Here is a 26,127-nt window from a genome sequence, read left to right on the forward strand (position 1 = left end):
GCTCAAAAAAAGGCCTGATGCTGCTCTGGCATAAATGAGCGCACGGCACGTTTGCCAAATGTTGCCATTATTTCTCGTTTACCGAGCTTGTCTTGTATTGCCAGCTCGCCTTCGTGAAAAGGTGAAGCATCTATTGAGTTTGTGTTTATCATTTTGCCCGTGAGAGTACGTGTACGTATTTTATGGGCTAAATTTAACTCAATATACAATCAATGATAATGGGTGTTTTATTGACTGATAATGCACAAAACAATGACAATACTTGCACCCTCTTAGTGCCAGGCGCGCACCAACATATGTCAAAACGAGTTTTTCATTCACTCTAAAAACATATTAAATAGTATTTAAACAATAACTTAAAAAACTGGCTATGTTTTTGCAAACACTCTATTAACAAGCCCGTTTTACTTACGGCAACAAATTTAGGTTGTTGGCACTATAGCTATTAGCAACCATCGGCAAAGAAGCCCGCACACAATTATGCATAATGCGTATTTGTGGCGGGCTTTTTTGTTATTTGTATTTAAACCGTCACTTTAAGGAATGCCCTATGCAAACCTCGCAAAAAATACTCATTATTGGTAATGGTATGGTCGGACACCACTTTGTTGAGCAAATGCGCCAAAGCGATGCCAACGCAGACATTACTGTACTTTGCGGAGAAGCAAATCTTGCATACGATCGCGTGTATTTATCAAGTGTATTTGATGGCAAAACAGCCGCCGATTTAGCACTCACCACTCACGACAACTATAAACAACTTAATATTAATGTGCATACCAGCCAGTGGGTTGAAGACATTGATAGAACAGCAAAAATAGTGACCACATTAACGGGTGAGCAATACCCGTACGACAAACTTGTACTCGCTACAGGTTCGTTCCCATTTGTGCCGCCTATAAAAGGTAACGACCAACCCCATTGTTTGGTGTACCGCACATTAGAAGATTTAGAACAAATAAAAGCCAGTGCCGCTGTAAGTAAAAGTGGTGTAGTTATTGGCGGTGGTTTGTTAGGGCTTGAAGCCGCAAATGCGATTAAGCAACTAGGGCTTGATACCCACGTAGTTGAATTTGCGCCACAACTTATGGCTGTTCAACTTGATGGGCAAGGCGGTACGCTTCTAAAAAATAAAATAGAAGAACTTGGCGTAACGGTACACACATCAAAGGCAACCAGTGAAATAGTAAAAGGCGAAACGAGTCGCTTTAGATTGAACTTTTCGGATGAGTCATTTTTAGAAACAGACCTAATTTTGTTCTCTGCCGGTATTCGCCCGTACGATCAACTTGGTAAAATTGCTGATTTAGAACTCGGTGAGCGCGGCGGTATTATTATTAATAACCAATGCCAAACGTCAGATCCTGATATTTTAGCCATTGGTGAATGTGCCATGTGGGACAAAAAACTATTTGGCTTAGTAGCACCGGGTTACAACATGGCACGCGTTGCAGCGAGTCAATTAAGTGGTGGCAAGCTTGAGTTTTTAGGTGCCGATATGAGCACTAAACTTAAGTTATTAGGTGTAGAAGTAGGCTCAATTGGCGACGCTCACGCAAAAACGCCAGACTGTAAAGAACTTATATATCAAGATGCTATTCGCGGCTGTTATAAAAAAATCATACTAAGTGAGAAAGGCAATAAATTACTGGGCGCTGTACTAGTTGGCGATACCAGCGACTACGATACTTTATTGCAGTACATGCTTAACGACATGGACTTACCAGAAAACCCTGAGTGTTTAATTTTACCAGACAGCGGCGGCGCGCCGTCGTTATCGGGCAGTGCCCTACCCGACACCGCCACTATTTGTTCATGTCACAATGTGAGTAAAGGCGACATTGTAGGTGCAATTGATGGCGGCTCATGCGATTTAGCCTCGGTAAAATCATGCACTAAAGCAGCAAGCGGCTGTGGTGGTTGTGCCGCGTTATTAAAATCAGTTGTTGATAACGAATTAGCAAGCCGCGGTGTTGAAGTTAACAACCATGTATGTGAGCACTTTGCGTATTCACGCCAAGAACTACTACACATGGTAAAAGTAGAAAGCATTAAAAGCTTTGATGACTTACTAACTAAACACGGCAGCGGTCATGGCTGTGAAATATGTAAACCTGCCATTGGCTCTATTTTAGCTTCAACATGGAACGACTTTATTTTAGAACCCGCTCATGTTGGCTTGCAAGACACTAACGATACATACCTAGCAAATATGCAAAAAGATGGTTCGTACTCTGTGGTACCGCGTATTGCTGGTGGCGAAATAACGCCCGACAAACTCATTGTAATTGGACAAGTAGCAAAAGACTTTAACCTGTACTGCAAAGTCACTGGTGGTCAGCGTATTGATTTATTTGGTGCGCGCTTAGAAGAGCTTCCTGTTATTTGGGAGCGACTTATAGAAGCCGGATTTGAGACAGGTCATGCCTATGGTAAGTCTCTTAGAACTGTTAAGTCGTGTGTGGGTAGTACGTGGTGTCGTTATGGTGTGCAAGACAGCGTTGGACACGCAATAGAAATAGAAAACCGCTACAAAGGGTTACGCGCACCGCATAAATTTAAAATGGCGGTATCGGGTTGTACCCGCGAATGCGCCGAAGCACAAAGTAAAGATATTGGCATTATAGCCACCGAAAACGGCTGGAACTTATACGTGTGTGGTAATGGCGGTATGCGCCCTCGCCATGCTGATTTATTTGCGACCGATTTAGACACGCCAACACTGATTAAATACATTGACCGCGTAATTATGTTTTACATTAAAACGGCTGACAAATTACAGCGTACGTCGGTATGGATGGAAAACCTTGAAGGCGGTTTAGACTACCTTAAAAGCGTAGCAATTGACGACAGCTTAGGCATTTGCGACGAGCTAGAAGCGCAAATGGAATTAATTACACAAACCTATGCGTGTGAGTGGAAAAAAGCGATTGAAAGCCCTGATGCAGCCAAACGATTCCGCCAGTTTGTTAATAGCCCCGAAACCGACGACAATATTTTATTTGTGCAAGAGCGTAACCAAATTCGCCCTGCTACAGAAGCCGAAAAGCGTGAGCAACGTAATACACAAAACCGTATTCCAGTAATGGAAGTTGAAGAGGAGCAAGCTGATGTCTTGGCATAATATTGGAACAATCGACAACCTAGTGGCTAATAGCGGCGTATGCGCATTAGTTAATAATCAGCAAGTGGCTATTTTTTATATTCCACAAAACCCAACGGCTGTGTTTGCCATTAGCAACTTCGACCCTATTGGCAAAGCCAATGTATTATCGCGTGGCATTATTGGCTCTATCGACACTAAATTAGTTGTTGCATCGCCTTTATATAAGCAACACTTTTGCCTAGAAACAGGTGAATGTTTAGAAGCAGAAGCAATACACTTACCGGTTTTTAGTGCAAAAATTGAAGACGGCAGTGTATTTATAAGCTCTGAACCCAAAGTTACAACAGCTGTGGCTTAGGGGAATAATATGAGTGTACTGTCTTATTTTTCGGGTATTGAAAACGTGTGGTTAAATAAGCTTGTTACTAAGCTAACAAGCACAAATAGTCGCAGCGCCAAAAGCGGCAACGTTTATATAATTGGTGCGGGCCCAGGAGACGCAGAGCTAATTACGGTAAAAGCGCAGCGCTTAATTAATACCGCCGATGTTGTTTTATACGATTGGTTAGTAAGCGATGATTTACTAAAAACACTGCCTAAAAAAGCGCAGCGTGTATTTGTAGGTAAACGTGCTGGTAAGCACTCGATGACCCAAGCTAACATTTGCGAACTACTGGTTAAATACGCGCAACAAGGCTTAAACGTAGTGCGTTTAAAAGGAGGTGATCCGAGTATATTTGCACGCATTAACGAAGAAGCCGATGCGCTTACAAAGCATAATATTAATTTTGCTATTGTTCCGGGTGTAACAACGGCTTGCGCTACTTCTGCTTATACAGGTATTCCGCTTACAGCAAGAGACGTAGCGCGTAGTGTTACGTTTTTAACGGCGCAATTTGCCGCTCCTAACAAGCAACCTCATTGGAAAAATTACGCATTTGAGCAAGGCAATAACAACCCTACTTTAGTGGTTTATATGGGACTTTCGCGCCTACAAGCACTAAGCAACGGTTTACAATCAGTGGGTTGGCCAAGTGAAACGCCCATTGCACTGATAGAGAACGCTACTACCGCTAAGCAAAAGGTAATTACCAGTACGCTTGAACTAGTAGTAAATGAGCATGCTAAACACGACCTTCAAGGCCCTACCCTAATTATGATTGGTGAAGTAATAAATCATAAAATGGCAATTAGTCCTGAATTACTAAATAGTGTAAATATTAACGCATGATGCAAAATGAATAATGCACTTTTCGCGCTTACTACCTCCCCAGGAGTAGGCGCTTTTTTTGTTTTTAATTTAGGTTCAAGTTGTGTGCAATAACATGCTTAAATGCACCAAATAAGTTAAAAGTAATGGTAAGTTAAATTATAGAAACACAGTGACAAATAAAAATAATACTTTAAGCAATTGTATTAGCTTGATTTTAAATTCAATGATGAAATTTATTAATGATTGGAACAGTGGTTGCACTTTAAAAACAAAAAAGTGTGGAATAATACCAATGGCGACAAGCAATCCTCTCACAAAACAGTTTTTATTAGCGGCTAAGTATCAAGAAATACACGCGCTAAAGCAATTACAAAACAGTTGTGCCTCGCTTACTAAATTAGGCGATTTTGTACATCAGTTACAAAAAGAACGCGCAATGAGTAATATATTTTTGGCCTCAAATCGAGAGCGATTTAAAACCCAATTACAAGAACAAATCCCTTTAAGCAGCAGCGCACAAACTGCATTTTATAATTCTCTTAAACAAACATTTATAAACGACAACGCCGATACTGGTCATACTCGGTTATTTAATTTAATTACCTATAGTCTGCAAACACTTGACGCATTGCCCGAACTACGCAATCAAATAGCACAACAAAACATTAGTGCAGTGCATGCTACGCAGTCGTTCACGCAGTTAATTGCTAGTTTACTCAATATTATTTTAGAGGCAGCAGATGGCGCAAGCGATCCTAATATAACGCGTTTATTAGTTGCCTTTTTTAACTTTATGCAAGGTAAAGAGTATGCAGGACAAGAGCGCGCCTGTGGTGCACAAGCATTTGCAGCGAGTAAATTTACCACTGAGCAAAAACAACAACTCGCGCATTTCGTACAAGAGCAAAACCACAGCTTTGACTTTTTTAATGAGTACGCCGATGCGCACCTTTTAAAATGCTTTGCCACGTTAACAACACATCAGGTTAATAATCAGGTAGATCAACTTAGAAGTTTACTGCAAAAACTCGATGACGAAAACGCTCAACCGCTCTCGCAACTAAGCGAAGTATGGTATGAAGTAACCACTACGCGCATAGATATAATGCACAAAATTGAACAAAACATAGCAGATCAATTAATTGATACCGCAGCAATGCAAATAGCCTGTGCTCAACGTAGTTTAAATACAAATAAGCAAGTACTTAACAATATGGCAGAGCAGCACATAGCCCCGACTTTTGGGCAATTAGCCATTAAGCAACCAGAGCCAGAAGTAAGCCAAAATATAGCGGCCGATAAGCTCAATAGTAATAAAAGTATGTACGATTTAATTATCGAGCAAAGCCAGCATATTAAACAAATAAACCAAGCGTTACTTGACGCTAAAAAAGTTATTAGTGAGCAAAAGGTAATTCACCAAGCCAAGTACATACTTATTGAGCAGTTAAAGCTCACCGAAGAGCAAGCCCATAAACAGCTACAAAAACAAGCAATGGATACGCATAAAACCTTATTTAGCGTAGCGCAAAAAATTGTACAACTGAGCGATTAAATATGCTGTTTTAACTTGGGCATGTTGCTCTTTAGTAAGAACACTACCCTAAATAATAGTTATTTATTAAGTTACAAATTTCACACCCAGATTGAGTTTTGCCTTATTTTAAAATTGATTCATAACCTGCTGACTACAATAAGGTAAAACTCTAATTTGACGTCTATTTATAATGCAAATTATTCAACGTATTCAAAATAATCAACTACAATAAGTTAATCATTTGTTGCATCTCATTTTAATGAGGCATATTTAATACTGTTGTAGGAGTTTGAATGCCCAATGTAGAGAGTTATATAGAAGGTGTATTATTAATAGATGAGCAGCAGTTAACAGCTTCTCTTGATAATGACATTCAAACGAACATAGAAAACATTGCTGAGCTAATTTTAAACATTTTTGATGCGAGCTCATTTTCTATTGTTGCTAATCTGCCTGCAGGTGTCGTTGAGCTATATAAATCAGGTTCAGAAATAGCAGTAGCTAAAGAGCAACTATCTGATGATATTTTTAATGAATCGATTATTGAGCATGACCTTAAAATATTTAGAGTTATATCGCCTATTATTTTGCCCTCAGGTCTTAAGTTTGGATGGTTGATATTCGAGCGAGCAAGTGATTCACAACTTACAGAAAAAGAAAAATCAATTTTAAATAGTTTACAAAAAAACTTTGTAAATCAGTTAGTCCAACGTAAAAATTCATTTTCTATGTCTTTTTCACAAATTGTTAAAGTTTGCTCTGTGTTAATAAATTTCATAACAGCATAATTTAATGGATTTATTTCTTCAATACACTCAATTGGTTGCTGCCTAATTAACAATATATCTGACTCAATGGTATTTATATCTATGGGGAGATCATTTTCTATTTTTTAACTGACTTGGTAAGTTGATGAGTATATTTTAAGTGAAGAAAATTAAGCTGGTGAAACTAAGCCCCTTTAGCTATTTCAAAAGCTGAGTAAACAGTAATACTTACCTCTGCAGCTGTTAAAATCACAATAAGCATCAGTTTTCTAGAGATATTCATATACGATACCTATTTTAGCTACTAACCCAACAGTTTTTTAATAACACTATAATAATTATAGTATTTATAACATTAGGTATAGCAGGTTTTATCTTTTTTACTAGGTCCTCTATAAATAATAATTTATGCTTAACTTTGTTCGCTTTTAATAAAAAGCTTCTTTTTAATTTTAGTGTGCCACTCAAGAGCAAGCTCGGGCAATTCGAGTGCTGCTAATAATACACTTTCATAATCTGGATATTTTTTATCAAAAAATGCCTGGAACAGTTTTTTAACTGATATGTCGTGCGAAGCTTTCTTCTCGATAACAACACTATCACCCGTTTTTGCAACGCCTTGCTCTAGTACCCTAAAATACACGCCAGTGCAGTAATGCTGCGTAAACAGTTTAAGGCTGTTTTTATTATTAAGGGCGATAGCTAATTTAAAACAAGGCACACGAGGTTGGCTTACTTCAAGTAATGCAGTACCAATTCGAATATGGTCACCTATGTGTATATTCGCTTCATCAAGGTCAGAAATCGTGAAGTTTTCGCCAAAGGCACCTACTGCCAAATCATCATTCTCGAGGGTTTGTTTCCAATAATCATAATGATTGTGCGAAAACGCGTAAACCGCTTTATCTACCCCGCCGTGATTAACTAAATCAGCTTGCTCGTCACCTATAATATTTAGCTTTTCAATAACAACAGGTTCGTTAGTTGGGGTTTTAACAATACCGGTTTTAACCTCTTTTCCGTTATACACTACCGTTTTTATTTTAGAGATATTAGTAGAGATTATTTTCATATAAAACCTTTGATTAATACTTTAAATAGCCCAGAGCTAAATTATAATAATATCTAAGTCTATTTTTTGATAGGTATTAAATAGAGCTAAGCGCTAAATAAAGCAGGCCAGAAATAGGCAAACTCATAATAAATACGTAACCATAAAAAAAGGCGATGCCACCAGCAGAAGTTTTGTCAACACCACTGCTCACAATAGCGCCGCCTATTGGGATAAGTAAAAATATATTAATAAGTGTGCATAAAATAAATGCATCCCCAAATGCAGAAACAACTGACGCAGCAACACATAAAGCCAGTACCAGCATATTGCTCAGTCCATCTTTAGTTTTTCGCTTTTTTTCAATAATTTTTATAACAAAAACACTAAAAAGTAGCCAAAAAAAAATAAAGCGAAGGCCAGAATGTTTCATACCAGTTTTCAACTATAAAGTGGCCAACTAACCAATAGAAGAAACCTGCTACTAAGAGGAATGAAACGATTGAAGTTAGGATTACACTCGTATTTATTTTTCTTGTCATCACATATCTAAAGTTTAGCAATAACGATAAAACAAGTGACACTGCTGTAACCATAAACATTAATACAAATGCCCCCCAGAAATCTTCTGCAGATAGATATGCAAGAATTGGCGTAACACCTAATGCGAGCTGATTAATTGGCTTATTTTCTGATGAATATTTTGCTTTTGCATATAAAGCAAAGTAAATACAGAACGGTTGTATAAAAATAGCCAATAATAAGAGAGTATAGATTTTCATCATTCATTCTTGATGATCAACAAAGTAATATTATAAGTCGTTAATATATAATAAAGTTAAAATTAGAAACACAACAAATATGGGGGTCAGTATATAAAAAAAGATATTTGATATAATTTTGTGTTTTTCCCTAAAATGAAGCAAGCTATTGTACATAGCTCTAAAAAATGGGAATGTAAAAAATGATCTAAAAATCAACCATAAGACTAAGCTGCAGTGCAATTTTATTTCAAACCAAAACTGTTCAGGGTTAATATTTTTAGATTTACTCGGCGAGCTCTTTCCACCTATCGACCAGCCTGTTATAAGCTCTAACATGATTACTAAAATTAATAGAGCCGCGACCCAAAGAGCAGCAGACTCTATTGATTCTCTTTTTGAGATAAATTTTAAACGCATCTTTATCCACACATTACATTTATGGCTTCTTTTGCCACCTACCCATCGCTTGTTTGTCACTTTGTTTAAACTCAACCCAGTTTGATGAGTCTTTAAAGTGCTCTTTTTTCCAAAACGTGGCGTGGTTTTTTAAATAATCCATTATAAATTGTGCGCCTTCGAACGCGGCTTGGCGATGGCGGGACGTTACGCCTACAAATACAATTTGCTCGCCAAGTGCTATGTAACCAACGCGGTGAATAATACATATTCGCGCCAGTTGCCAGCGAGTTTGTGCTTGCTCTGCAATAGATTGAAGCAGTTGCTCGGTCATACCAGGGTAGTGTTCAAGTTCAAGTGCAATAACGTTATCGCCACTGCTGAACTCTCTTACCAAACCTGTGAAGGTAACAACAGCGCCATCGCTTTTATTATTACTACAAAGCGTATTGTGCTCGTCACCTACATTAAAATCATCAGTTTGTACTTGAATATGTATGCTCATTAGCCACCTGTAACCGGCGGGAAAAAGGCAAGCTCATCCCCTGCTTTCACTATTTCGTCGCTTGATGACATAGTTTGGTTAAGCGCTGCAAGTAACTCACGCTCTTCCAGCCACGGTTGCCAGTGCGGGTATTGACTCACTAATCTTAATTTAAGCTCTGAAATAGTAAGCGGCTGCGTAATCTCAAGACTTAATTTACTGCACTTTAACCGCTCTTTTAGTTGCCCAAAAAACAATAACTCTACTTTCCCGGCGCTAGATATTGCATCGTTTGGATTAATCGCGTTGCCAACTACCATTTTTGCCCCCTGCTTTTTGAGTAACGCGCATGCCGCTAATTTCCATTAGAGGGTCGGCTGCTTTACACATATCAAACAAAGTAAGGCTAGCCACAGATACCGCTGTTAACGCTTCCATTTCAACCCCCGTTTTACCTGCAAGTTTGCAGTAGCTGGTTATTTTAATTTGGCTGTTTGCTTCATCAAGTTCAAAATCAACAGCGACTTTACTAAGTGCAAGCGGATGACAAAGCGGGATTAAATCAGCGCATTTTTTAGCGCCTTGAATACCTGCAATGCGTGCCACGCCTAGCACATCTCCCTTTGTGTTTTGATTAAGCATTACTTGCTCAAAGGCAAGCTTGCTCATGCTAATAAAGGCTTCAGCTGAGGCATCGCGCAGGGTTACTTCTTTGAGCGATACATCAACCATATTAGCTTGGCCGTTTTCGTCAACGTGGCTTAACATACTATTGCTCACGCGATTCACACTTTTTACCAATGGTAATGTGCGGTACAAAGTTACACGGTTTATGCATTGAGTTAAGTTGATCTTTTATTATGCCTGTCCACGCTGTTTTACATGCGCCTGTAGAGCCTGGCATACAAAAAATAACGGTGTTGTTAGCAAGTCCTGCCAATGCACGAGATTGAATAGTAGAGTTACCAATTTCGCCGTACGATATGTGCCTAAATAGCTCACCAAAACCGTCTACGCTTTTATCAAACAGCGGCGCAAATGCCTCTGGTGTTGAATCGCGCTCAGTAAAGCCTGTACCGCCAGTCACTAAAATAGCATGAATGGTGTCATCGGCTATCCACTGCGATGCCACTGCACGCATTTGGTAAACGTCGTCTTTAACTATGTCTTTATCCGCTAAGTGATGACCCGCCTCAGTTAGCGCTTTAATTAAGTAATGACCTGAGGTATCAGTAATCGCATCGCGCGTGTCGCTTACTGTAAGTACGGCAATGTTTAAAGGTATTTGTGTATCGCTTGTGTGGCTCATAATGTTCTTCTTAAGTGATTAATGCTTTGGTCAAAATGCTCATTTACAGCTTTAAATTGCGCCGGCGTATTGGTGTTTATTAATGCATGCGTTTTATTACATAAAAGCGTTTGCACACCAATACTTTGGGTAAACTGTTTTATTGATTTATGACTGTTTGCGTTTGTGAGTATGTGTTTTAAATGATTTTTTACACTGCTTGTATTACGAATATACAGCGGTAATGGTTCATTTTCAAAGTGCCAAGCATGTATTTGTGACTGATTTAATTGATTGCTCACACTTTGTACGTTATTTGACTGAGAAGCCAGCACAATTGTGCTTAACAAACTACTCGTAAGTAGAGGCATATCTACCGCAGTAATAAGTAAGTCGTGCTCGGTGGCTATTAATGTTGAGTAAATACCGCCCAGGGGTCCACTATTTGGGTATATATCTTTAACGTACTTTTCTGAAGGATAATCGCTCGGTGAATAATGGTTCAATGACTTGACTGGATTTGTAACGTTGCGACTTATAAGTATGTTTTTAGCGCCTACGTCTTTTAATAAATCACACGCATTGTGCAATAGCGTTTTATTTTTTAAAACTAAATCGGCTTTGTCTGTGCCCATTCTTGATGACTTACCACCAGCAAGCACAACGCCTGTAAAATCTCGCTTAACTTTCATATTAGATTTTATATTAGCTTCCATATTAGCCGCCTAACATGGCTAAGTGAGTTGTCGCACCTGTTAAGCGTTTATCCAGCTCATGACTTATTTCTTTATTGCCCATAGCGGCTCGAATTGCCTTTACGGTCGCTGCAGTATCGTCCTCGTTGAGTAGTTCGCACAAATCTATACCTTGCTCTGCAAATAAACATAAGTGTAATTTACCCAGCGCCGACACCCTTAAGCGATTACAACTTTTACAAAAGTCTTTACTGTACGGCATTATTAAACCAATACGACCATCGTAATCAGGATGACAAAACTCCTCAGCGGGTCCATTTAATTTCCCCCTAACGACTTGTAACCAACCTTGGTCGAGTAATTGGGCCTTAACCGTTTGCCCACTTAAGTGGTTTTCTTCAAAAAATGTTGCGCCGTCACCTGTTTCCATTAATTCTATAAAGCGCACTGTAACTTTGTGGTGTTTTACCCACGCTAAAAAATCCTTTAATTGGTTTTTATTAAACTGCTTGGCAAGCACTGCATTTATTTTTATATCTTTTATGCCCAGATCTACCGCGCGCTCAATCCCTTTTAAAATAAGGTTAAGTTTGTCGTGCCCTGTTATGAGTTTAAACATACTCGGATTTAAACTATCAATACTGACATTAAGCGCATCAAGCCCTGCATCGGCAAATTCATCAATTTTATTTAATAAATTAAACCCGTTGGTAGTAATGGCTACTTTTTCTATGCCAGGCGTATTTTTACAGAGTTTTATAATATCGGTGACGTCGTTTCGTAAGCACGGTTCGCCACCTGTAATGCGCACTTTTTTAGTACCTAGCTCTGCAAACGCATTTACAAGCATGCTAATTTCGTTTTTATTTAAAAAATTACGCGGTGTATCGCACTGATACCCGTTTGGTAAACAATAACTACAACTAAAATTACATACATCGGTTATTGAGAGGCGCAAATAGTTAAACTGCCGACCAAATTGATCATTAAGCATATGCTTCCTTGTTTGTTTACATTACAACCGCAACATCAATGCTGCTAGAACCTGCTTTGTAATGTTGTTTTATTAATTGGCTTAATTGCGTTTTACACGAACCGCAGTTCGTGCCGCATTTTAGTTCAGCCCCCAATTGCTCGACTGTGTTTGCACCGTTTTTAATGGCGTTTATAATCGGCTGCTCTCTTACTTTAAAGCAGCTACACACTTGCACGCCTTGAGTAAATTCTTCATCGGGGGTTGCATAAAGCAAAGACTGTAATTGGGTAAAAGTCAGTAATGGCTCTGCAAATAAATGGTTTATCCACTCAAGTGATATTTCTTTTTGCTCATTAGAAATAACACCAACAAACGCTAATTGATCGTTTTGAATACACTGCACATGCATGGCTTTTGCCGTATTCATAGCCGACCACTGCCCTTGTAAACCAGTTAAGGTTTGGCAGAAATACAGTAAATCACTTTGTGCCTCATTAAGCGCCAATTGGTAATTAAAGCAATTACTTGCATTAACTTTGAGCCAAAAATCACTGTTTATAACAAGTTCGTTTTTAGTAAACAGCTGCATATATTGCTCAAACGGTGCTTTAACTATATTTACGGCGCCATGTTTACACTCAGCCTGACCAGATATCGGATCAACTACCGATTGATACAACCCACTTACTGTAGCGGATGACGCAAATTGCTTATTCCAATGAATAGGCATAAAGCATTCACCTTTTCGCATGGCATCGGTCACTTTTGCATGCGCGGTAACCTGCCCTGTTTGGGCAATCGCACTTATTAAATCGTTTTGTTTAATTGCTAATTTACTGGCATCAAGCGGATTAATTTCAATGTACGGCCGTGTAATATGCGATGAAAGCGCAGTGCTTTTACCCGTGCGGCTCATGGTATGCCATTGGTCGCGTATACGCCCTGAGTTCATTACAAACGGATAATCACTTGATGTTTGTTGCACAGGTAATTGCGGCGTTATAGGTATAAAACGCGCCTTTTTATCAGCGGTGCTAAATTGGTTATTTGTAAAAACCTGACCGTTTTTATAAGGCTGATTTTTAATAACAGGCCACATAATGGGTTTTAAGTTATCGTACTGGCTTTTTGTGAGCCCAACTAAACCAGAGAGGTTTAATAATCGGCTGCCGTTATTTTCAAAGTCGGTTAATTGTGCCCATTCTTCAAAAATGCCACTTGGATCTGTAAAGTCAAACCCCTCAAAGCCCATTTTTTTAGCGACTTCACACATAATTTGCCAATCGTTTTTAGCTCCTGAATAAGGCGCTACTAACGGGCGTTGCCTTGATATTCTTCGCTCTGAGTTAGTTACTGTGCCGTTTTTTTCGCCCCATCCGGTTGATGGAAAAGCAACATCGGCAAATTTTAACGTATCACTTTTTGCAATACAGTCAGATACAACCACCAGCTCGCAGGTCTCTAATGCTTTTTTTATAGCGGCGTTATTGGGCAAACTCACCATTGGGTTTGTTGCCATTATCCACACTGCTTTTATTTTGCCCGCGGCTATGTCATCAAACATATCGATGGCATTGCTACCTGCTTTTTTAGCGATAGTTGGCGAGAGCCAAAAACGTTGTACAAGTGATTGATGCGCTTCGTTTTCAATATCTAAATGCGCCGCTAACTGATTAGCCAAACCACCTACTTCGCGCCCGCCCATCGCATTAGGTTGCCCAGTAATCGAAAACGGACCACTGCCTGGCTTAAGTAATTTACCTGAGGCTAAATGAGCATTAATAATGGCGTTACATTTATCTACACCCGAGCTTGATTGATTTATACCCATTGAATAAAAGCTAATCGCACTTGGGCTTTTAGCAAATAGCGCATAAAACTCAGTAACTTGCTCAATTGCTATATCGCAAAAGTCGCTAACTGCCTCACAGCTCCACTTTTGTGCCTCTTGCAGTGCGCTTTCAAAACCGTTTGTGTGCTGAGCAGTAAATTGCGTATCGAGGTGGTTATGCTCATTTAAATAATTAAGCAAACCGTTATAAAGCGCAGCGTCACTGCCTGGTTTTATATTTAAAAATGTGTCGGCAAGCTCAGCGGTGTCAGTTTTACGCGGATCAATAACCACCACTTTCATATTTGAGTTAAGCTGCTTTGCACGCTCCATTCGCTGATACAAAACCGGATGAGTCCATGCGGCATTAGAGCCAATTAAAATAAGCAGCTCAGTTTGCTCTAAATCCTCGTAGGTACACGGCACTACGTCTTCACCAAAAGCGCGTTTATAACCTGCCACAGCAGATGACATACACAGGCGCGAATTTGTATCAATATTGCCTGAGCCTATATAGCCTTTCATTAATTTATTTGCAATGTAGTAATCTTCAGTAAGTAACTGCCCCGATACATAAAATGCCACCGCATCGGGTCCGTGTTTTTGTATTACGTCGTTAAATTTATTGGCAACATGGTCGGTTGCTTCATCCCACGTAACGGCATGGTTATTAATAAGGGGCGACGTTAAGCGATTATCACTGCCTGTGGTGTCGAGCAAATGGGTGCCTTTTACACATAAACGACCAAAGTTTGCGGGGTGTTCTCGCATGCCTTCAAGCTTGGTTGGCACATTATTCAAAAGTGAAATATCAACACCGCACCCTACACCACAGTAAGCACATGTTGTTTGTTTTAAACTGGTTTTATTTATAGTTGGTGACGTGTTTGCGGTTGTCATACTACTGCTCTCTTTTAGTGTGCTTTAATTTATGCAGGCTGTTTTACAGGCTCATTAAGGGTAACTACGTTAATAGTGTTACTTGCTTTAGCGAGCGCGCTGTTTATTACATTTTGAACGAGCTTTTCACACCCTCCACAACCTGTACTGGCTTTGGTGCTTTGCTGCACACTTGCCAAATCTATGCAGCCGTTAGAAACTGATTGTTCAATGGTGTGTTTGGTTACTTTATGACACGCGCAAATAATGGCGTCATCAGGCAAGTCATCGGCGCTTAGCTCTGCTATGTCGCCGGCAAGGGGCATAATGAGCGCTTCGGGATCGGTGGTAAGTTCAATGTCGTTTAAATGATATTGCAGCAAATTGTCGTAATCGCTGGTATCGCCAACAAGTACCGCGCCAATCAGCTTATTACTTTGTGAATTGGTAACTATTTTTTTATAAATACCATTGGGTTGATCTTCAAAATAATAGCTTATTGCGCCTTCGCTGCGTGCATGTGCATCGCCAATAGAACCCACTTCAACACCCATTAATTTAAGCTTGGTGCTCATATCGGCACCACTAAATTCATCGGCTTTATTGTCTAAGCCAGTACTTTGCAAAGTACCTTGCTGCGTCTGTTGTAAAATATGCCCAACTGCTATTTTAGCCATGGCGTAACCGGGTGCTACTAAGCCAAAAATAAAGTTATTCCATAGTGCACATTCGCCAATCGCGTATATGTTTTTATCGCTCGTTTGGCAGTGGTTATTAATTACAATACCGCCGCGCTCGCCTAACTCTAAATTAAACTCGCGTGCCAAATTATCATAAGGGCGAATACCTGCCGAAAATACAATCATGTCAGTTTCAAGGGTTTTACCGCCTTTAAAACACATTTTGTAACGACAACTTTCACCTTCTACTATTTCCTCTGTTGCTACCGATGTATGCACAGTAACGCCCAAGTCTGTAATTTTGTTTTTTAGTAACCGACCGCCCCCCGCATCAACTTGTACGCCCATAAGTTGCGGTGCAAATTCTATTACGTGAGTATGCAGACCCAGTTGCTTTAATGCGTTTGCAGCTTCAAGCCCCAGTAAACCGCCACCAATTACCACGCCTACTTTACTGCCGTGGGCTGAGTTTTTTATTGCGTGTAAATCGTTAATGGTGCGATAAACAAGGCAATGCTCGCGATCTTTACCCGGTATAGGCGGTACAAATGGGAATGAACCTGTAGCAAGCACAAGCTTGTCGTATTCAAACAACTCCCCTTTAGCGGTCGTTACAGTTTGCGTATCACGATTTATATCAACCACTTTAGAATGAGTATGAAAGCGTACTTGCCAATCGTCATAGGTTTTATTGCATGTAAGTGCGAGGTCGTCTGCGGTTTTGCCTTTAAAAAAAGACGATAGCTGCACGCGATCATACGCTAAACGGTCTTCACCGCTAAGTACCGTAATTTCAAATTGCTCATCAGCTTGATTTTGAGAAACTAGCTGCTGCACAAAATGGTGCCCGACCATTCCGTTTCCTACCACTACAACACGCTGCTTGCTTAGCATTTACTCACCTTAAAATGATATCTACTTTAGTGATTGACTAAAGCTAACATCGAATAATTTGTTATAGGATTGTTATAGCAATATGTAAGCCAAATATATAAGCATTTAAAATCAGTAATTTGCCTACATTGGTGCAGAGGTGAAAAGCATAAAGCCCCACAAGATGGTGCAACTGCACCATCTTGTGTCGCTATAAATTACAAGAGGATTTTAGAAGATAGTGAGGGTTAAAATTTAGCGCTCATCCATACCCACAATTTTTGAGTATCGACTTTATTAGCAGCAGTATCGCCCGCTGAGTAATCAGCGTATTTAACACCTACTGCATATTGTTTATTAATAGGTTTAACGTATTGTACGTTTAGTTCAGTACCCAAATCGTCAACCCCATTTGATTGCTCATTAGCATCAAAACTGTGATAAGCCACCAGCCATTTTCCGTCAAACGCTTTACCGTTTAAGCTTATGTAAGTGTCGTCCAAGCCTTGTGCGGGTGTATTTAAAAATGTATCTGCCCAACCATTAAATTTATGTAACGTGGCAAGCGGTGTTGCAAACCCGTAATCGCCATTATCAGAGCCAAGTGACTCTATGCCAACTTTTAATGTTACTGTTTTTATACCCAAACCATTTAAATCAACAGCGCCTTCAAGTGCATAGTAATCGGCATCAAAATCACTCACGCTTGTTGACGCAGACTGCGTTGCATACTCCGCTTTGTAATAAAATTTTATGTCGTTTAGGGTTTTATTACCGTTAAAAGAAACGCCATAAGTGTCTAAACTGTCGTCTTGTAGTGCATCGTCACTTAATAAGTAACTGTATAAAACCACTTTACCGTAGTCTGTTTTAAAGCTTGCATTAATTAGATGATCGGACGATTTAATGTCTTTATCGTCAGCAAATATGCGGTTACGCTTATTTAAATAACTGTACTGTAAATCTATGTTGTTAAATGCGTAATTAATGGTTGCTGCATCAAAGGTTTGTCTGTCTTGGCGCCAACCTACGTGCCCAACAAAACGCTGCCCATCAAGGGCTATTACTTGGCGTCCTACTTTTAGCGATAGACCATCGCGGGCATATTTAACAAAACCTTGGTCTATCTCGGTGTTTTCTGGGTCGGCAATAACAGAGTAATTAGTATTTTTCCCCACCGTATTGTTGTAATCATCTACGCCCAATAGGCTGCGGGTGTCTTCTACTTCAATAAGGGCTGAAAAACCATTCACCTCATCTGTTTGATGCGTTAAGCGGGTTCTAAGTGTTAAGCCGCTTGCATCTTTTAGAGCATTTTCTTGATCAACGCTTTCAAAACGCAGTCTAAAATCAAGATCAGTTTGCGAAGCTTGGCTTATTGAAGGCGCAGTGAAGCAACCCAGTATAAAAATAATAGGTAAGTTGTTCTTATAGTTAAGCATTTTAGTTCTCTAAGTTTTAATTATTAATACACATACCAAAGCAATAAATAAACACAGCGAAATACATTTCCACACCATAACTGGATCGCGTTTCATTATTGAACTTTTATTAGCGGTACTTTCTAAATAAGGATTAGGTTTGTTGATATCGTTTATAAACTCAGAAAAAGCTTGGTATCTGAGCTCAGGTTTAGGGGCAAGCGCCTTCATAAGGGCTTGATCTAACCAAAACGGAATATCGGCTCTGTATTTACGAATACTTGTGTAATGCCAATGGCTGTAATCTTTTGGCGCTACGTGGTTAAGTGGCAGTGGTTTGTAAGGCAGTTTTGAGCACAATAACTCATATGCAATAACGCCAAGTGAAAACAAATCACTTTTAAAATCGGCGTGCATAGTAATCAGTGTTTCGGGTGCGGTGTAGTCGGCAGTACCTTGTGGGCAATCATCCGCAATTTGTTTAACCGATTCGTCCATAGCCGCAACACTTACTGTGCCGTAATCTATTAGCGTTACTTTTCCGTGCGCATCTATCATTACGTTATCGAGTTTTAAATCGCGATGTACCATATCGAGTCGTTGAAACGCCCTTAGTGCATGTACTATTTGTTCAATAATACTGCGCACTTGGGTTATTTCTGGGTGCGGCACATCGTGCTTCCAATCACTGAGTGTTTGCCCGTCCATGTACTCACAAATATGATACAAAAAACGACTCTGCGATTGCGTACTTAGTACTTTCATCACGTTTAAATGGTTTATGCGTTGCCCTACCCAACCTTCTCTTATAAAGCCTTGAAGGTAGTGCACATCGTCTTCAAAATTAACCGAAGGTGCTTTTAAAACCACTGGCGGTATATCGGGCGCTTGTTGCACTAAATAAATATGCGAGCGACTACTGGCATGCAATTTACGGATAACCTTGTAGTCATCAATTTTTTGTCCAACATTAAGCGCAGGTGGAATTTTTCGTCGTGTTAGCGAATGATAAAGCTCATCTAACTTTTGCTCGGCAATATTTTCTACTTTTACAAGCAAACAACTTACGTTGTCGTCACTACCTCGCGCTAATGCAAGTTCGGTAATTGCTTTAGCTGCATTTTCTAAATTAGTGTGATCTAAATTAACGTGTTCATTAATTAGTTTTGCTATATCGCTGTTTGGGAGCACATCGTGTACGCCATCGCAGGTTAATATATAAATATCGTCTGCTTTTAGGTCAACTTCGTATACATCTATTTCTTGATGAAGTTGTGCGCCAAGTGCACGCGTTAGGGTATCGTTTACTTTGTGATCCCGTGTTATTGCCTCTATTTTATTTCCTCGCAAGCGAGTAATACGCGTATCACCTAAGTGAAATATATAACCCGTTGCCGACTTTAAAATAAGTGCTGTAAAAGTCGTCATCCAATCGGCTTGGCGCTGACCTAAGTGATTGTAATTAACTGATTGCGAATACAGCCACTGATTTAAACTCGCTAACACCTTCGACACTGACTTTTTAACCGCCCAACTTTCGGGGGTATTTAAATACTCATTTATAAAATGAGTAACCGAAAGTTGAGACGCTTGTTTCGCATTTTTTGCTGATGAACACCCATCGGCTAAGCAGGCAATAGCGCCTTTAGACTCTTTTTCTTGCGCTTTGGTATTAAGAGCAGCAAACGCATCTTGGTTTTCTGCTTTTAACCCTTTAGCGCTGTGGCCGCCAAATGAAACATTGAGTTCATTTTCAAGCGCTTTAGCGTGGTGTGTTTCATCAAACATAGTCAATAATGCCTTAAGTCACTGAAATAAGTTCAACGGTGCCGTCTTCATTTACTTCGGTAATGTGTCCGTCTGGTTCTTTCATAAAAAACAGTGCGCCTAAGCCAAGTAATGCACTACCCGCAATAATGAAAAAGAAGGTTTGATAATCAACAAGTGATAATGCCGTTAAGTAAACTACTGCACCAACATTACCGTATGCGCCTGTCATACCTGCAATTTGCCCTGTTAAACGACGCTTAATTAGTGGTACTGCGGCAAATACAGCGCCCTCACCAGCTTGCACAAAGAACGAACATGCCATAGCAGCTACTACAGCAAGCCATAAAGACCAAGATGCATCAACCAAGCCCATTACAAAATAACCAACAGCAAGACCCGTTGTAAGTACAATAAGGGTAATACGACGACCTAATTTATCTGAAATCCAACCGCCACCTGGGCGAGATGCTAAATTCATAAATGCATAAGCTGAGGCTAAAATACCCGCGTACACCATATCAAGCGCAAATACATCCATAAAAAATAGCGGTAACATAGATACAACCGCAAGTTCAGAACCAAAGGTTGTAAAATATAAAATATTTAAAACAGCCACTTGCTTAAATTCATAACGATGCGACTCGGGTACAGGCTCTTTAAAAATATGACCATTTACGTCAAAGGTTTTATACACTTCGTAAATATAAAGCAGAACTAAAAAAGCATACACGGCAAGTACAAAGTTAGCCGAAATTAGGTTAGCACCGGTTGGTGAAAGCTTCCAAGTAAGTAATGCTAGTGCACCATACATAGGGATTTTCATAATAAGAAGTAATACAAAGTCGCCTTTACTGGTTACTTCCATTGCGCCTACTTTTTTAGGCTTAAAGTATGTACCGCCTTTTGGCGTATCGGTTACATTTAAATACCAAATAACACCAAATATAACGCTTAATACACCGGTTAAACCTACTGCGTAACGCCAACCATCTTCGCCACCAAACATAAGTGCAATAATTGGCAATAACATAGCCGCTGCTGCTGAACCAAAGTTACCCCAGCCGCCATAAATACCTTCTGCTATGCCCAGCTCGTTAGCAGGAAACCATTCACTCACCATACGAATGCCCACAACAAAGCCAGCACCAATAAAGCCTAAAGCAAAACGCGCTATTGCGGCTTGCTCAAATGTGGTTGCCATAGCAAACATAAAACATGGAATACTACAGCTAATAAGGAGTGCCGCATAAACAATACGGGGACCAAATTTATCGGTTAGCATACCCACCACAACACGCGCTGGAATAGTTAACGCTACATTTAAAATTAGTAATGTTTTAACTTGTGCCATGGTGATCCCAAGTGAACCCGCAATTGCACCTAATAAAGGAGCATGGTTAAACCATACAAAAAATGACACAAAAAAGACCATCCAACTTAGATGCAATACTTTCATTTTTCCGCTAAACGATATTAAGTTAAACCCAGAACTCGGTTGCATGTTTATTTTCCTCGTAAACGTATTATTGTTTTATTAATGCCCCACCCTTTTATATGAGTAGCAGCCAATGTTTGTTAAATTTAAGTTAACCCGATATAGCAATTACTGAGCCACTAATTAAAAACCATAAATTTCATATGGTTACATGCAACAGTTGTTTTTATACGTTATAGTTGCACTATATGAGTGAAGGGCTCTGGGTTGTTAGAGTGCAAATAAAAAGCGTTACTACTTGCTCTTGGATTTAACAACTTGGTATTGTTCAAAAAAAGTATGAGAAGTTTGAAAATGCAAAAAACACCGCTAACTTACCAGCAGCAACTGCGCTATTCTCGGCACATTATGCTGCCGCAGCTCGATATAGACGGGCAAGAGCAGCTATGGCAATCGCATGCTTTAATTATTGGTGTGGGTGGGCTTGGGTGTGCGGTAGGTCAATACTTAGCGGCATCTGGCGTTGGCACGCTTACCTTAGTTGATAACGATGAAATAGACGTGACCAACCTGCAAAGGCAAATACTGTATAAAGAAAGTGATATTGGTAGCCCAAAATGCAGTGCTGCTAAAAAACAGCTTAACGCGCTTAATAGTGAAATAGACATAAACACCATTGAGGAATTTTTTGATACAAGTACCTCTACAGAACAGCTATTTAATAACATTGATATAGTAATTGATTGCTCAGATAACCTCGCAACGCGTAATGCACTTAATAGCGCCTGTTTTAAAGCTAAAGTTCCGCTAGTGTCAGGCTCTGCAATACGTATGGAAGGACAAGTCGCGTGTTTTACTATGGATGAAAACAGCCACTGTTATGGTTGTTTATCGCAATTTTTTAGTGAACAAACACAAAGCTGCTCTGAATCCGGCGTGCTTTCCCCAATTGTGGGGCTAATAGGCAGTATTCAGGCAACTGAAGCGCTAAAAATACTTGCTGGTTTGCCAAGTGGCTTAAGCGAGCACTTATTGCTGGTGGATGGTTTAAGCATGGAGTTTAATCGTTTTAAAATAGCTAAAAACAGTCAATGTGCGGTGTGCAGCATTTAGTTATTCTAGATCACTGATTGTTGTATAAAGCACATCGCCCACTTTAAAGTCGTTTTTGTCCCACACTCGTCTTGAAGCCAAGCAATACAAAGTCTGCCCATCTACATTGAGCGTTAACTGCCACTTATTATTAATAAGCTCAGCCTGAGTTAATACCGACTCTAAAACATTACTGTGCGTTGTTTGCTCAGGCTTTAACGCACTAAGCGACATTTGCTCACTTTCTATAATTAGCTTATTACTGCTATCGACAAGTGCAGGAAGCACAAAAAGCGGTTGCTCACTTTGCTGTAATTGCAGTTGATATAGCCCGTAGTCTTCATCAAATTTAACCACATCGTAATTAATTAAGCTCAGCGGTGTTTGTCTATCGTTTGCATAAATAGCTTTTGCAACGTGCGCACTTGCACCTTGGTTTATCACCTTACCTTTATCAAGCTGAATAAGGGTATCGCAGCAAAATAGCAGCTCTTTTAATGAGTGACTTACTATTATAAATTTAATATTAAACTTAACTGCAAACTCGCTAAGTTTAGTGAGCGTTTTAAAACGCAATGACCAATCAAGCGCACTAAAAGGCTCATCAAGCATTATAAATTTTTGACCAGCTAACAGCGTACGCGCAAATACTACACGTTGGCGTTCGCCACCCGATAAGCTTTGTACATCACGGTTTAGTAAGTCTTGTAATTCAAGTGTTTTAACAACGTATTCTAGCGTTAAGCTGGTTTGTTTATTCCCGCAGTGTTTTTGTGTAAACGCTAAATTACCTGCCACATCTAAATGAGGAAACAACGGGCACGATTGCAACTGAAGCGTAATACCGCGTTTATCGCTTGGCAACTCATGCACTGGCTGATTGTTTACATAAACACTTTTTGCAGGATCTAAACCACTAATACAACGCAGTAATGTTGACTTACCCGAGCCTGAAGGCCCGTAAACACCGAGTACATTAAACGACTCAAGCTCAAGGTTTATATCTAAATCAAAATTATTGAGTGCTTTAAAAAGGCTTAACTTAATCATTTTATTGCTTAACCCCTACAATGCTTTTATTAAACTTAAATAACAGCACTAAACAGGCAAACGAAATAGCCAGTAAAATAAGTGAAAGTTGATGCGCCGCCGTATAATTTAACGATTCAACATGGTCATAAAGCGCAATAGACACCACCTGTGTTTGCCCCTGAATATTACCGCCAATCATTAGTACCAAACCAAATTCACCCAATGTATGCGCAAAACCTAAAGCAAACGCGCTACCAATACTGGGTTTTAAAAGCGGGATAATTAAATGCACAAAGCGTTTAAACGGGCTCAACCCAAGCGCAATGGCAGCTTCGTTATAGGTTTGATTAATATGTTTAAACCCAGCCACAAGCGGCTGCATTACAAAAGGCAGTGAATAAAAAAGCGAGCCGATAACCACGCCCTGAAAACTAAACGCAAGCTGCGTACCCGTTAGCCAAAACCAAAACTGCCCAAAAGCGTGATCAGGCGAAAATAAAACAAGTAAGTAAAACCCTAATAACGTAGGCGGTAGCACTAAAGGCATTGCAATTAATGCCTCTAAAAATGGTTTAAATTTACCGTTATAGCCAGCGAGCTTGTATGCCAGTGGAATACAAAAAACAAGAAGGAGCACTGCGGTTATAAAGGCAAGTTTTATAGTTAACCACAGCGCGGTTAAATCACTTTGAAGCATTGTTGTCCTTTATTCTGTAACCTAATTCAATTAACTGCTGCTGCGTAGCGTCCATCATTAAAAATTGCATAAGTTGCTTAGCGCTAGCATGCTTTTTAGTCGAGCTAATAATAACGCCTTGTTGAATTATATCGGGATATTGATTGGTAGGCAGCACGGTATAATCTAAATATTTTTGATCTTGCGTGTTACTGTAAGCCGCCTTTAGGGATGAAACAGCCACCAGCCCTACTCCTACATTACCACTTTGCACAAACTGAAACGCATGTGTAATGTTATTCCCGTACACATAATTTATTGGTTTTTTAAAATGGTTATTCGCGTAATACTCTGAGGCACGCCCGTATGGTGAAAAACGCGGATTAGCAATGGCTACTTTATCATTTACTTTTTCAGCTTTGGGTTGCCACAAAGCAAGTTCGCCTAACGCGTAAGTGATTAAGCTGCTTTGCTCGGCATAGCCTTCTTTAATAAGCGATTGCGGGCGAAAATCGTCAGCCGATAAAAACACATCAAATGGCGCGCCATGCACTATTTGCGAATATAAAACACCGCTAGAAGCGGCTGATATTTTCACGTCAACATTAGGTAATGGGGATTTTTTTAGTAGGGTTTCCAATACAGTTTTAAAATTACTCGCTACGGCTACTTGCAGCGTTTCTTTTGCGTTTACGCCGCACGAAAGCATGCATATCACACACAAAAAATAACCCAACCATGTATTGTAAAGCTTTGACATTATAAGTATTGTTTCAAAATAAAATGATTTAAGTAAGCAATATATATGAACGATGTTTGCAATGCACCCGGTTTATTGCCAATTGAAACTGCAATACAAAATATACTTGGCACAATAACGCCTGTTAAAGACGTTGAAACCATTTCTATAATGCAAAGTGTTGATCGCGTTTTAGCAAGCGATGTTAAGTCAACTATAAACGTACCAGCGCATAACAACTCTGCAATGGATGGCTATGCGCTGTGTATTTCAGATAAAAGCTTAACCTACACACAAGTAGGTAGTGTGTTTGCAGGTCAAATTTTTGAAGGAACACTTACCCCAGGGCAATGCGTAAGAATAATGACCGGCGCCGCCATTGCACCTGGCGCTAACGGCGTAGTAATGCAAGAAAACGCCTCGGTTGATGGCGATAAAATTACGTTTACCGCGCAACCAGAGTTAAATGAAAACGTGCGTTTTGCTGGCGAGGATATTGCTATAGGCGACGTTATTTTAAAAGCAGGCGATAAATTAAAAGCTGTTGATGTGGGATTACTGGCATCTTTAGGAATTGCCAATATAGATGTGGTAAGAACCCTAAAAATAGCCGTGCTTTCTACAGGCGATGAGCTAATTGAACCTGGTCAGCCGCTTAAGCAAGGCGCTATTTTTGAAAGTAACCGCGCTGTTATTATTAGTGCGCTGCAACAAAAAAATATAGACGTGCTTGATTTAGGAATTATCCCTGATGACAAAGAACTCATCACTAATGCATTTTTAAAAGCGAACGAACTTGCCGATGCCGTAATAAGCTCAGGCGGTGTATCGGTTGGTGAAGCCGACTTTACTAAAGAAGTGCTCAACGAAATTGGCAATATCCACTTTTGGAAAATAGCCATGAAACCAGGCAAACCTTTTGCCTTTGGTAAATTAAGTAACAGTTACTTTTTTGGCTTGCCAGGTAACCCTGTGTCGGCTGCTGTTACGTTTAATCAGTTAGTAGAGCCTGCACTGCAAAAGCTGTCGGGGCTTGGTGAAGTAAATCCTAAAATGCGCTTTAACGCGGTTACTACATCCGTTATTAAAAAGCGCCCAGGAAGAGCCGACTTTCAGCGCGGTACAGCAACAATTAACGAGCAAGGTGACTTAGTGGTTGCCCCGTTTAATAAACAGGGCTCGGGTGTACTTTCGTCGCTTAGTAAAGCTAACTGTTTAATTGTAGTGCCGGCGCAAAGCGGCAATATCGAAAAAGGCGCAACAGTAAGTATTGAGTTGCTATAAAGCCTAAAATGCTACAGCTAACTGTACAATTTAGCTGTAGCGCTGCTGCAAACCTTAAAATATTTTTATATTTAATGTTTGAATTAAACAACGCGGATTCAAACCTGAAGTGCATAACGTTTAGGCGGCTTTAGCCGC

General features: G+C 39.8%; 24 protein-coding genes. 7 read left to right on the plus strand and 17 right to left on the minus strand.

The annotated features are described in order from the left end of the window. Window positions 1-2 precede the first annotated feature (2 nt). Complete coding sequence (locus tag GQR53_RS20870) at window positions 3-152, minus strand: hypothetical protein (protein ID WP_231619976.1); 150 nt, start codon at window positions 150-152, stop codon at window positions 3-5. 398 nt (window positions 153-550) lie between these two features. Between GQR53_RS20870 and nirB the strand changes: the two genes are divergently transcribed. The 5 genes from nirB (at window position 551) to GQR53_RS09705 (ending at window position 6,644) form a co-directional block, all read left to right on the plus strand. Beyond that, a complete protein-coding gene (gene nirB, locus GQR53_RS09685) occupies window positions 551-3,124 on the plus strand; it encodes a nitrite reductase large subunit NirB (RefSeq protein WP_165743800.1) in 2,574 nt (857 codons plus the stop codon). Then, the gene (gene nirD / locus GQR53_RS09690; RefSeq protein ID WP_165743801.1) at window positions 3,111-3,464 is read left to right on the plus strand and encodes a nitrite reductase small subunit NirD; all 354 of its coding nucleotides are present in this window, start codon (window positions 3,111-3,113) and stop codon (window positions 3,462-3,464) included. The genes nirB and nirD overlap by 14 nt, the downstream gene beginning before the upstream one ends. Before the next feature lie 9 nt (window positions 3,465-3,473). Continuing rightward, a complete protein-coding gene (gene cobA, locus GQR53_RS09695; protein WP_165743802.1) occupies window positions 3,474-4,337 on the plus strand; it encodes a uroporphyrinogen-III C-methyltransferase in 864 nt (287 codons plus the stop codon). A gap of 274 nt (window positions 4,338-4,611) precedes the next feature. Further along, window positions 4,612-5,874: a nitrate- and nitrite sensing domain-containing protein gene (locus GQR53_RS09700; protein WP_165743803.1), complete on the plus strand. Its 1,263-nt coding sequence runs from the start codon at window positions 4,612-4,614 to the stop codon at window positions 5,872-5,874. 275 nt (window positions 5,875-6,149) lie between these two features. Beyond that, the gene (locus tag GQR53_RS09705; RefSeq protein ID WP_231619977.1) at window positions 6,150-6,644 is read left to right on the plus strand and encodes a hypothetical protein; all 495 of its coding nucleotides are present in this window, start codon (window positions 6,150-6,152) and stop codon (window positions 6,642-6,644) included. Window positions 6,645-7,035: 391 nt separating this feature from the next. On the opposite strand, the gene GQR53_RS09710 is transcribed toward GQR53_RS09705, so the two are convergent. The 13 genes from GQR53_RS09710 to GQR53_RS09770 form a co-directional block, all read right to left on the minus strand. Continuing rightward, window positions 7,036-7,695 carry an MOSC domain-containing protein gene (locus tag GQR53_RS09710; RefSeq protein ID WP_165743804.1) on the minus strand — a complete coding sequence of 220 codons (660 nt, stop codon included), beginning with the start codon at window positions 7,693-7,695 and terminating at the stop codon, window positions 7,036-7,038. Window positions 7,696-7,771: 76 nt separating this feature from the next. Beyond that, window positions 7,772-8,107, minus strand: coding sequence for a hypothetical protein (locus GQR53_RS09715; protein WP_165743805.1), 336 nt, complete (start codon window positions 8,105-8,107; stop codon window positions 7,772-7,774). 767 nt (window positions 8,108-8,874) lie between these two features. Further along, the gene (gene moaE / locus GQR53_RS09720) at window positions 8,875-9,339 is read right to left on the minus strand and encodes a molybdopterin synthase catalytic subunit MoaE (protein ID WP_165743806.1); all 465 of its coding nucleotides are present in this window, start codon (window positions 9,337-9,339) and stop codon (window positions 8,875-8,877) included. Beyond that, window positions 9,339-9,638: a MoaD/ThiS family protein gene (locus tag GQR53_RS09725; RefSeq protein WP_039488090.1), complete on the minus strand. Its 300-nt coding sequence runs from the start codon at window positions 9,636-9,638 to the stop codon at window positions 9,339-9,341. The genes moaE and GQR53_RS09725 overlap by 1 nt, the downstream gene beginning before the upstream one ends. Continuing rightward, window positions 9,616-10,086: a cyclic pyranopterin monophosphate synthase MoaC gene (gene moaC, locus GQR53_RS09730; RefSeq protein ID WP_165743821.1), complete on the minus strand. Its 471-nt coding sequence runs from the start codon at window positions 10,084-10,086 to the stop codon at window positions 9,616-9,618. The genes GQR53_RS09725 and moaC overlap by 23 nt, the downstream gene beginning before the upstream one ends. 1 nt (window position 10,087) lies before the next feature. Continuing rightward, window positions 10,088-10,627 carry a molybdenum cofactor biosynthesis protein B gene (gene moaB / locus GQR53_RS09735; RefSeq protein WP_165743807.1) on the minus strand — a complete coding sequence of 180 codons (540 nt, stop codon included), beginning with the start codon at window positions 10,625-10,627 and terminating at the stop codon, window positions 10,088-10,090. Then, entirely contained in the window at window positions 10,624-11,322 is a 699-nt protein-coding gene (locus tag GQR53_RS09740) for a molybdenum cofactor guanylyltransferase (protein ID WP_197099077.1), read from the minus strand. Before GQR53_RS09740 ends, moaB begins: the two co-directional genes overlap by 4 nt. Before the next feature lies 1 nt (window position 11,323). Further along, a complete protein-coding gene (gene moaA / locus GQR53_RS09745) occupies window positions 11,324-12,295 on the minus strand; it encodes a GTP 3',8-cyclase MoaA (RefSeq protein WP_165743808.1) in 972 nt (323 codons plus the stop codon). A 16-nt stretch (window positions 12,296-12,311) separates the two neighbouring features. Next, on the minus strand, window positions 12,312-15,008 hold the full coding sequence (locus GQR53_RS09750; RefSeq protein ID WP_165743809.1) for a nitrate reductase: 2,697 nt from the start codon (window positions 15,006-15,008) through the stop codon (window positions 12,312-12,314). Between the two features lie 29 nt (window positions 15,009-15,037). Next, complete coding sequence (locus GQR53_RS09755; RefSeq protein ID WP_165743810.1) at window positions 15,038-16,561, minus strand: FAD-dependent oxidoreductase; 1,524 nt, start codon at window positions 16,559-16,561, stop codon at window positions 15,038-15,040. A gap of 227 nt (window positions 16,562-16,788) precedes the next feature. Next, entirely contained in the window at window positions 16,789-17,982 is a 1,194-nt protein-coding gene (locus tag GQR53_RS09760; protein ID WP_007375242.1) for an alginate export family protein, read from the minus strand. Between the two features lie 9 nt (window positions 17,983-17,991). Further along, window positions 17,992-19,749: a bifunctional protein-serine/threonine kinase/phosphatase gene (locus tag GQR53_RS09765; protein WP_165743811.1), complete on the minus strand. Its 1,758-nt coding sequence runs from the start codon at window positions 19,747-19,749 to the stop codon at window positions 17,992-17,994. A gap of 13 nt (window positions 19,750-19,762) precedes the next feature. After that, the gene (locus tag GQR53_RS09770) at window positions 19,763-21,232 is read right to left on the minus strand and encodes a NarK family nitrate/nitrite MFS transporter (protein ID WP_165743812.1); all 1,470 of its coding nucleotides are present in this window, start codon (window positions 21,230-21,232) and stop codon (window positions 19,763-19,765) included. A gap of 288 nt (window positions 21,233-21,520) precedes the next feature. Here GQR53_RS09770 and moeB point away from each other — a divergent pair, with 288 nt between their 5' ends. Then, window positions 21,521-22,279, plus strand: coding sequence for a molybdopterin-synthase adenylyltransferase MoeB (gene moeB, locus GQR53_RS09775; protein WP_165743813.1), 759 nt, complete (start codon window positions 21,521-21,523; stop codon window positions 22,277-22,279). On the opposite strand, the gene GQR53_RS09780 is transcribed toward moeB, so the two are convergent. The 3 genes from GQR53_RS09780 to modA are packed head-to-tail and all read right to left on the minus strand — an operon-like array spanning window position 22,280 to window position 24,675. Then, complete coding sequence (locus GQR53_RS09780; RefSeq protein WP_165743814.1) at window positions 22,280-23,308, minus strand: ATP-binding cassette domain-containing protein; 1,029 nt, start codon at window positions 23,306-23,308, stop codon at window positions 22,280-22,282. A gap of 1 nt (window position 23,309) precedes the next feature. Further along, a complete protein-coding gene (modB, locus tag GQR53_RS09785) occupies window positions 23,310-23,987 on the minus strand; it encodes a molybdate ABC transporter permease subunit (protein ID WP_002959821.1) in 678 nt (225 codons plus the stop codon). Then, window positions 23,974-24,675, minus strand: a complete 702-nt coding sequence (gene modA / locus GQR53_RS09790) for a molybdate ABC transporter substrate-binding protein (RefSeq protein WP_165743815.1) — start codon at window positions 24,673-24,675, stop codon at window positions 23,974-23,976. The genes modB and modA overlap by 14 nt, the downstream gene beginning before the upstream one ends. Before the next feature lie 96 nt (window positions 24,676-24,771). On the opposite strand from modA, the gene glp reads away from it, so the two are divergent. After that, window positions 24,772-25,989: a gephyrin-like molybdotransferase Glp gene (glp, locus tag GQR53_RS09795; RefSeq protein ID WP_165743816.1), complete on the plus strand. Its 1,218-nt coding sequence runs from the start codon at window positions 24,772-24,774 to the stop codon at window positions 25,987-25,989. Window positions 25,990-26,127 lie beyond the last annotated feature (138 nt).

It is taken from the genome of Pseudoalteromonas sp. Z9A6 (assembly GCF_011378805.1).
Classification (GTDB): domain Bacteria; phylum Pseudomonadota; class Gammaproteobacteria; order Enterobacterales; family Alteromonadaceae; genus Pseudoalteromonas; species Pseudoalteromonas distincta.

Excerpts from the sequence above, each read along its gene's own strand:
- moeB (WP_165743813.1), top strand. The coding sequence starts at position 21,521 with ATGCAAAAAACACCGCTAACTTACCAGCAGCAACTGCGCTATTCTCGG.
- GQR53_RS09770 (WP_165743812.1), bottom strand. The coding sequence starts at position 21,232 with ATGCAACCGAGTTCTGGGTTTAACTTAATATCGTTTAGCGGAAAAATG.
- GQR53_RS09760 (WP_007375242.1), bottom strand. The coding sequence starts at position 17,982 with ATGCTTAACTATAAGAACAACTTACCTATTATTTTTATACTGGGTTGC.
- GQR53_RS09780 (WP_165743814.1), bottom strand. The coding sequence starts at position 23,308 with ATGATTAAGTTAAGCCTTTTTAAAGCACTCAATAATTTTGATTTAGAT.
- GQR53_RS09750 (WP_165743809.1), bottom strand. The coding sequence starts at position 15,008 with ATGACAACCGCAAACACGTCACCAACTATAAATAAAACCAGTTTAAAA.
- glp (WP_165743816.1), top strand. The coding sequence starts at position 24,772 with ATGAACGATGTTTGCAATGCACCCGGTTTATTGCCAATTGAAACTGCA.
- modA (WP_165743815.1), bottom strand. The coding sequence starts at position 24,675 with ATGCTTTCGTGCGGCGTAAACGCAAAAGAAACGCTGCAAGTAGCCGTA.
- moaC (WP_165743821.1), bottom strand. The coding sequence starts at position 10,086 with ATGTTAAGCCACGTTGACGAAAACGGCCAAGCTAATATGGTTGATGTA.
- GQR53_RS09740 (WP_197099077.1), bottom strand. The coding sequence starts at position 11,322 with ATGGAAGCTAATATAAAATCTAATATGAAAGTTAAGCGAGATTTTACA.
- nirB (WP_165743800.1), top strand. The coding sequence starts at position 551 with ATGCAAACCTCGCAAAAAATACTCATTATTGGTAATGGTATGGTCGGA.
- moaE (WP_165743806.1), bottom strand. The coding sequence starts at position 9,339 with ATGAGCATACATATTCAAGTACAAACTGATGATTTTAATGTAGGTGAC.
- GQR53_RS09705 (WP_231619977.1), top strand. The coding sequence starts at position 6,150 with ATGCCCAATGTAGAGAGTTATATAGAAGGTGTATTATTAATAGATGAG.
- nirD (WP_165743801.1), top strand. The coding sequence starts at position 3,111 with ATGTCTTGGCATAATATTGGAACAATCGACAACCTAGTGGCTAATAGC.
- GQR53_RS09765 (WP_165743811.1), bottom strand. The coding sequence starts at position 19,749 with ATGTTTGATGAAACACACCACGCTAAAGCGCTTGAAAATGAACTCAAT.
- modB (WP_002959821.1), bottom strand. The coding sequence starts at position 23,987 with ATGCTTCAAAGTGATTTAACCGCGCTGTGGTTAACTATAAAACTTGCC.
- GQR53_RS20870 (WP_231619976.1), bottom strand. The coding sequence starts at position 152 with ATGATAAACACAAACTCAATAGATGCTTCACCTTTTCACGAAGGCGAG.
- moaB (WP_165743807.1), bottom strand. The coding sequence starts at position 10,627 with ATGAGCCACACAAGCGATACACAAATACCTTTAAACATTGCCGTACTT.
- GQR53_RS09710 (WP_165743804.1), bottom strand. The coding sequence starts at position 7,695 with ATGAAAATAATCTCTACTAATATCTCTAAAATAAAAACGGTAGTGTAT.
- GQR53_RS09755 (WP_165743810.1), bottom strand. The coding sequence starts at position 16,561 with ATGCTAAGCAAGCAGCGTGTTGTAGTGGTAGGAAACGGAATGGTCGGG.
- GQR53_RS09725 (WP_039488090.1), bottom strand. The coding sequence starts at position 9,638 with ATGGTAGTTGGCAACGCGATTAATCCAAACGATGCAATATCTAGCGCC.
- cobA (WP_165743802.1), top strand. The coding sequence starts at position 3,474 with ATGAGTGTACTGTCTTATTTTTCGGGTATTGAAAACGTGTGGTTAAAT.
- GQR53_RS09700 (WP_165743803.1), top strand. The coding sequence starts at position 4,612 with ATGGCGACAAGCAATCCTCTCACAAAACAGTTTTTATTAGCGGCTAAG.
- moaA (WP_165743808.1), bottom strand. The coding sequence starts at position 12,295 with ATGCTTAATGATCAATTTGGTCGGCAGTTTAACTATTTGCGCCTCTCA.
- GQR53_RS09715 (WP_165743805.1), bottom strand. The coding sequence starts at position 8,107 with ATGAAACATTCTGGCCTTCGCTTTATTTTTTTTTGGCTACTTTTTAGT.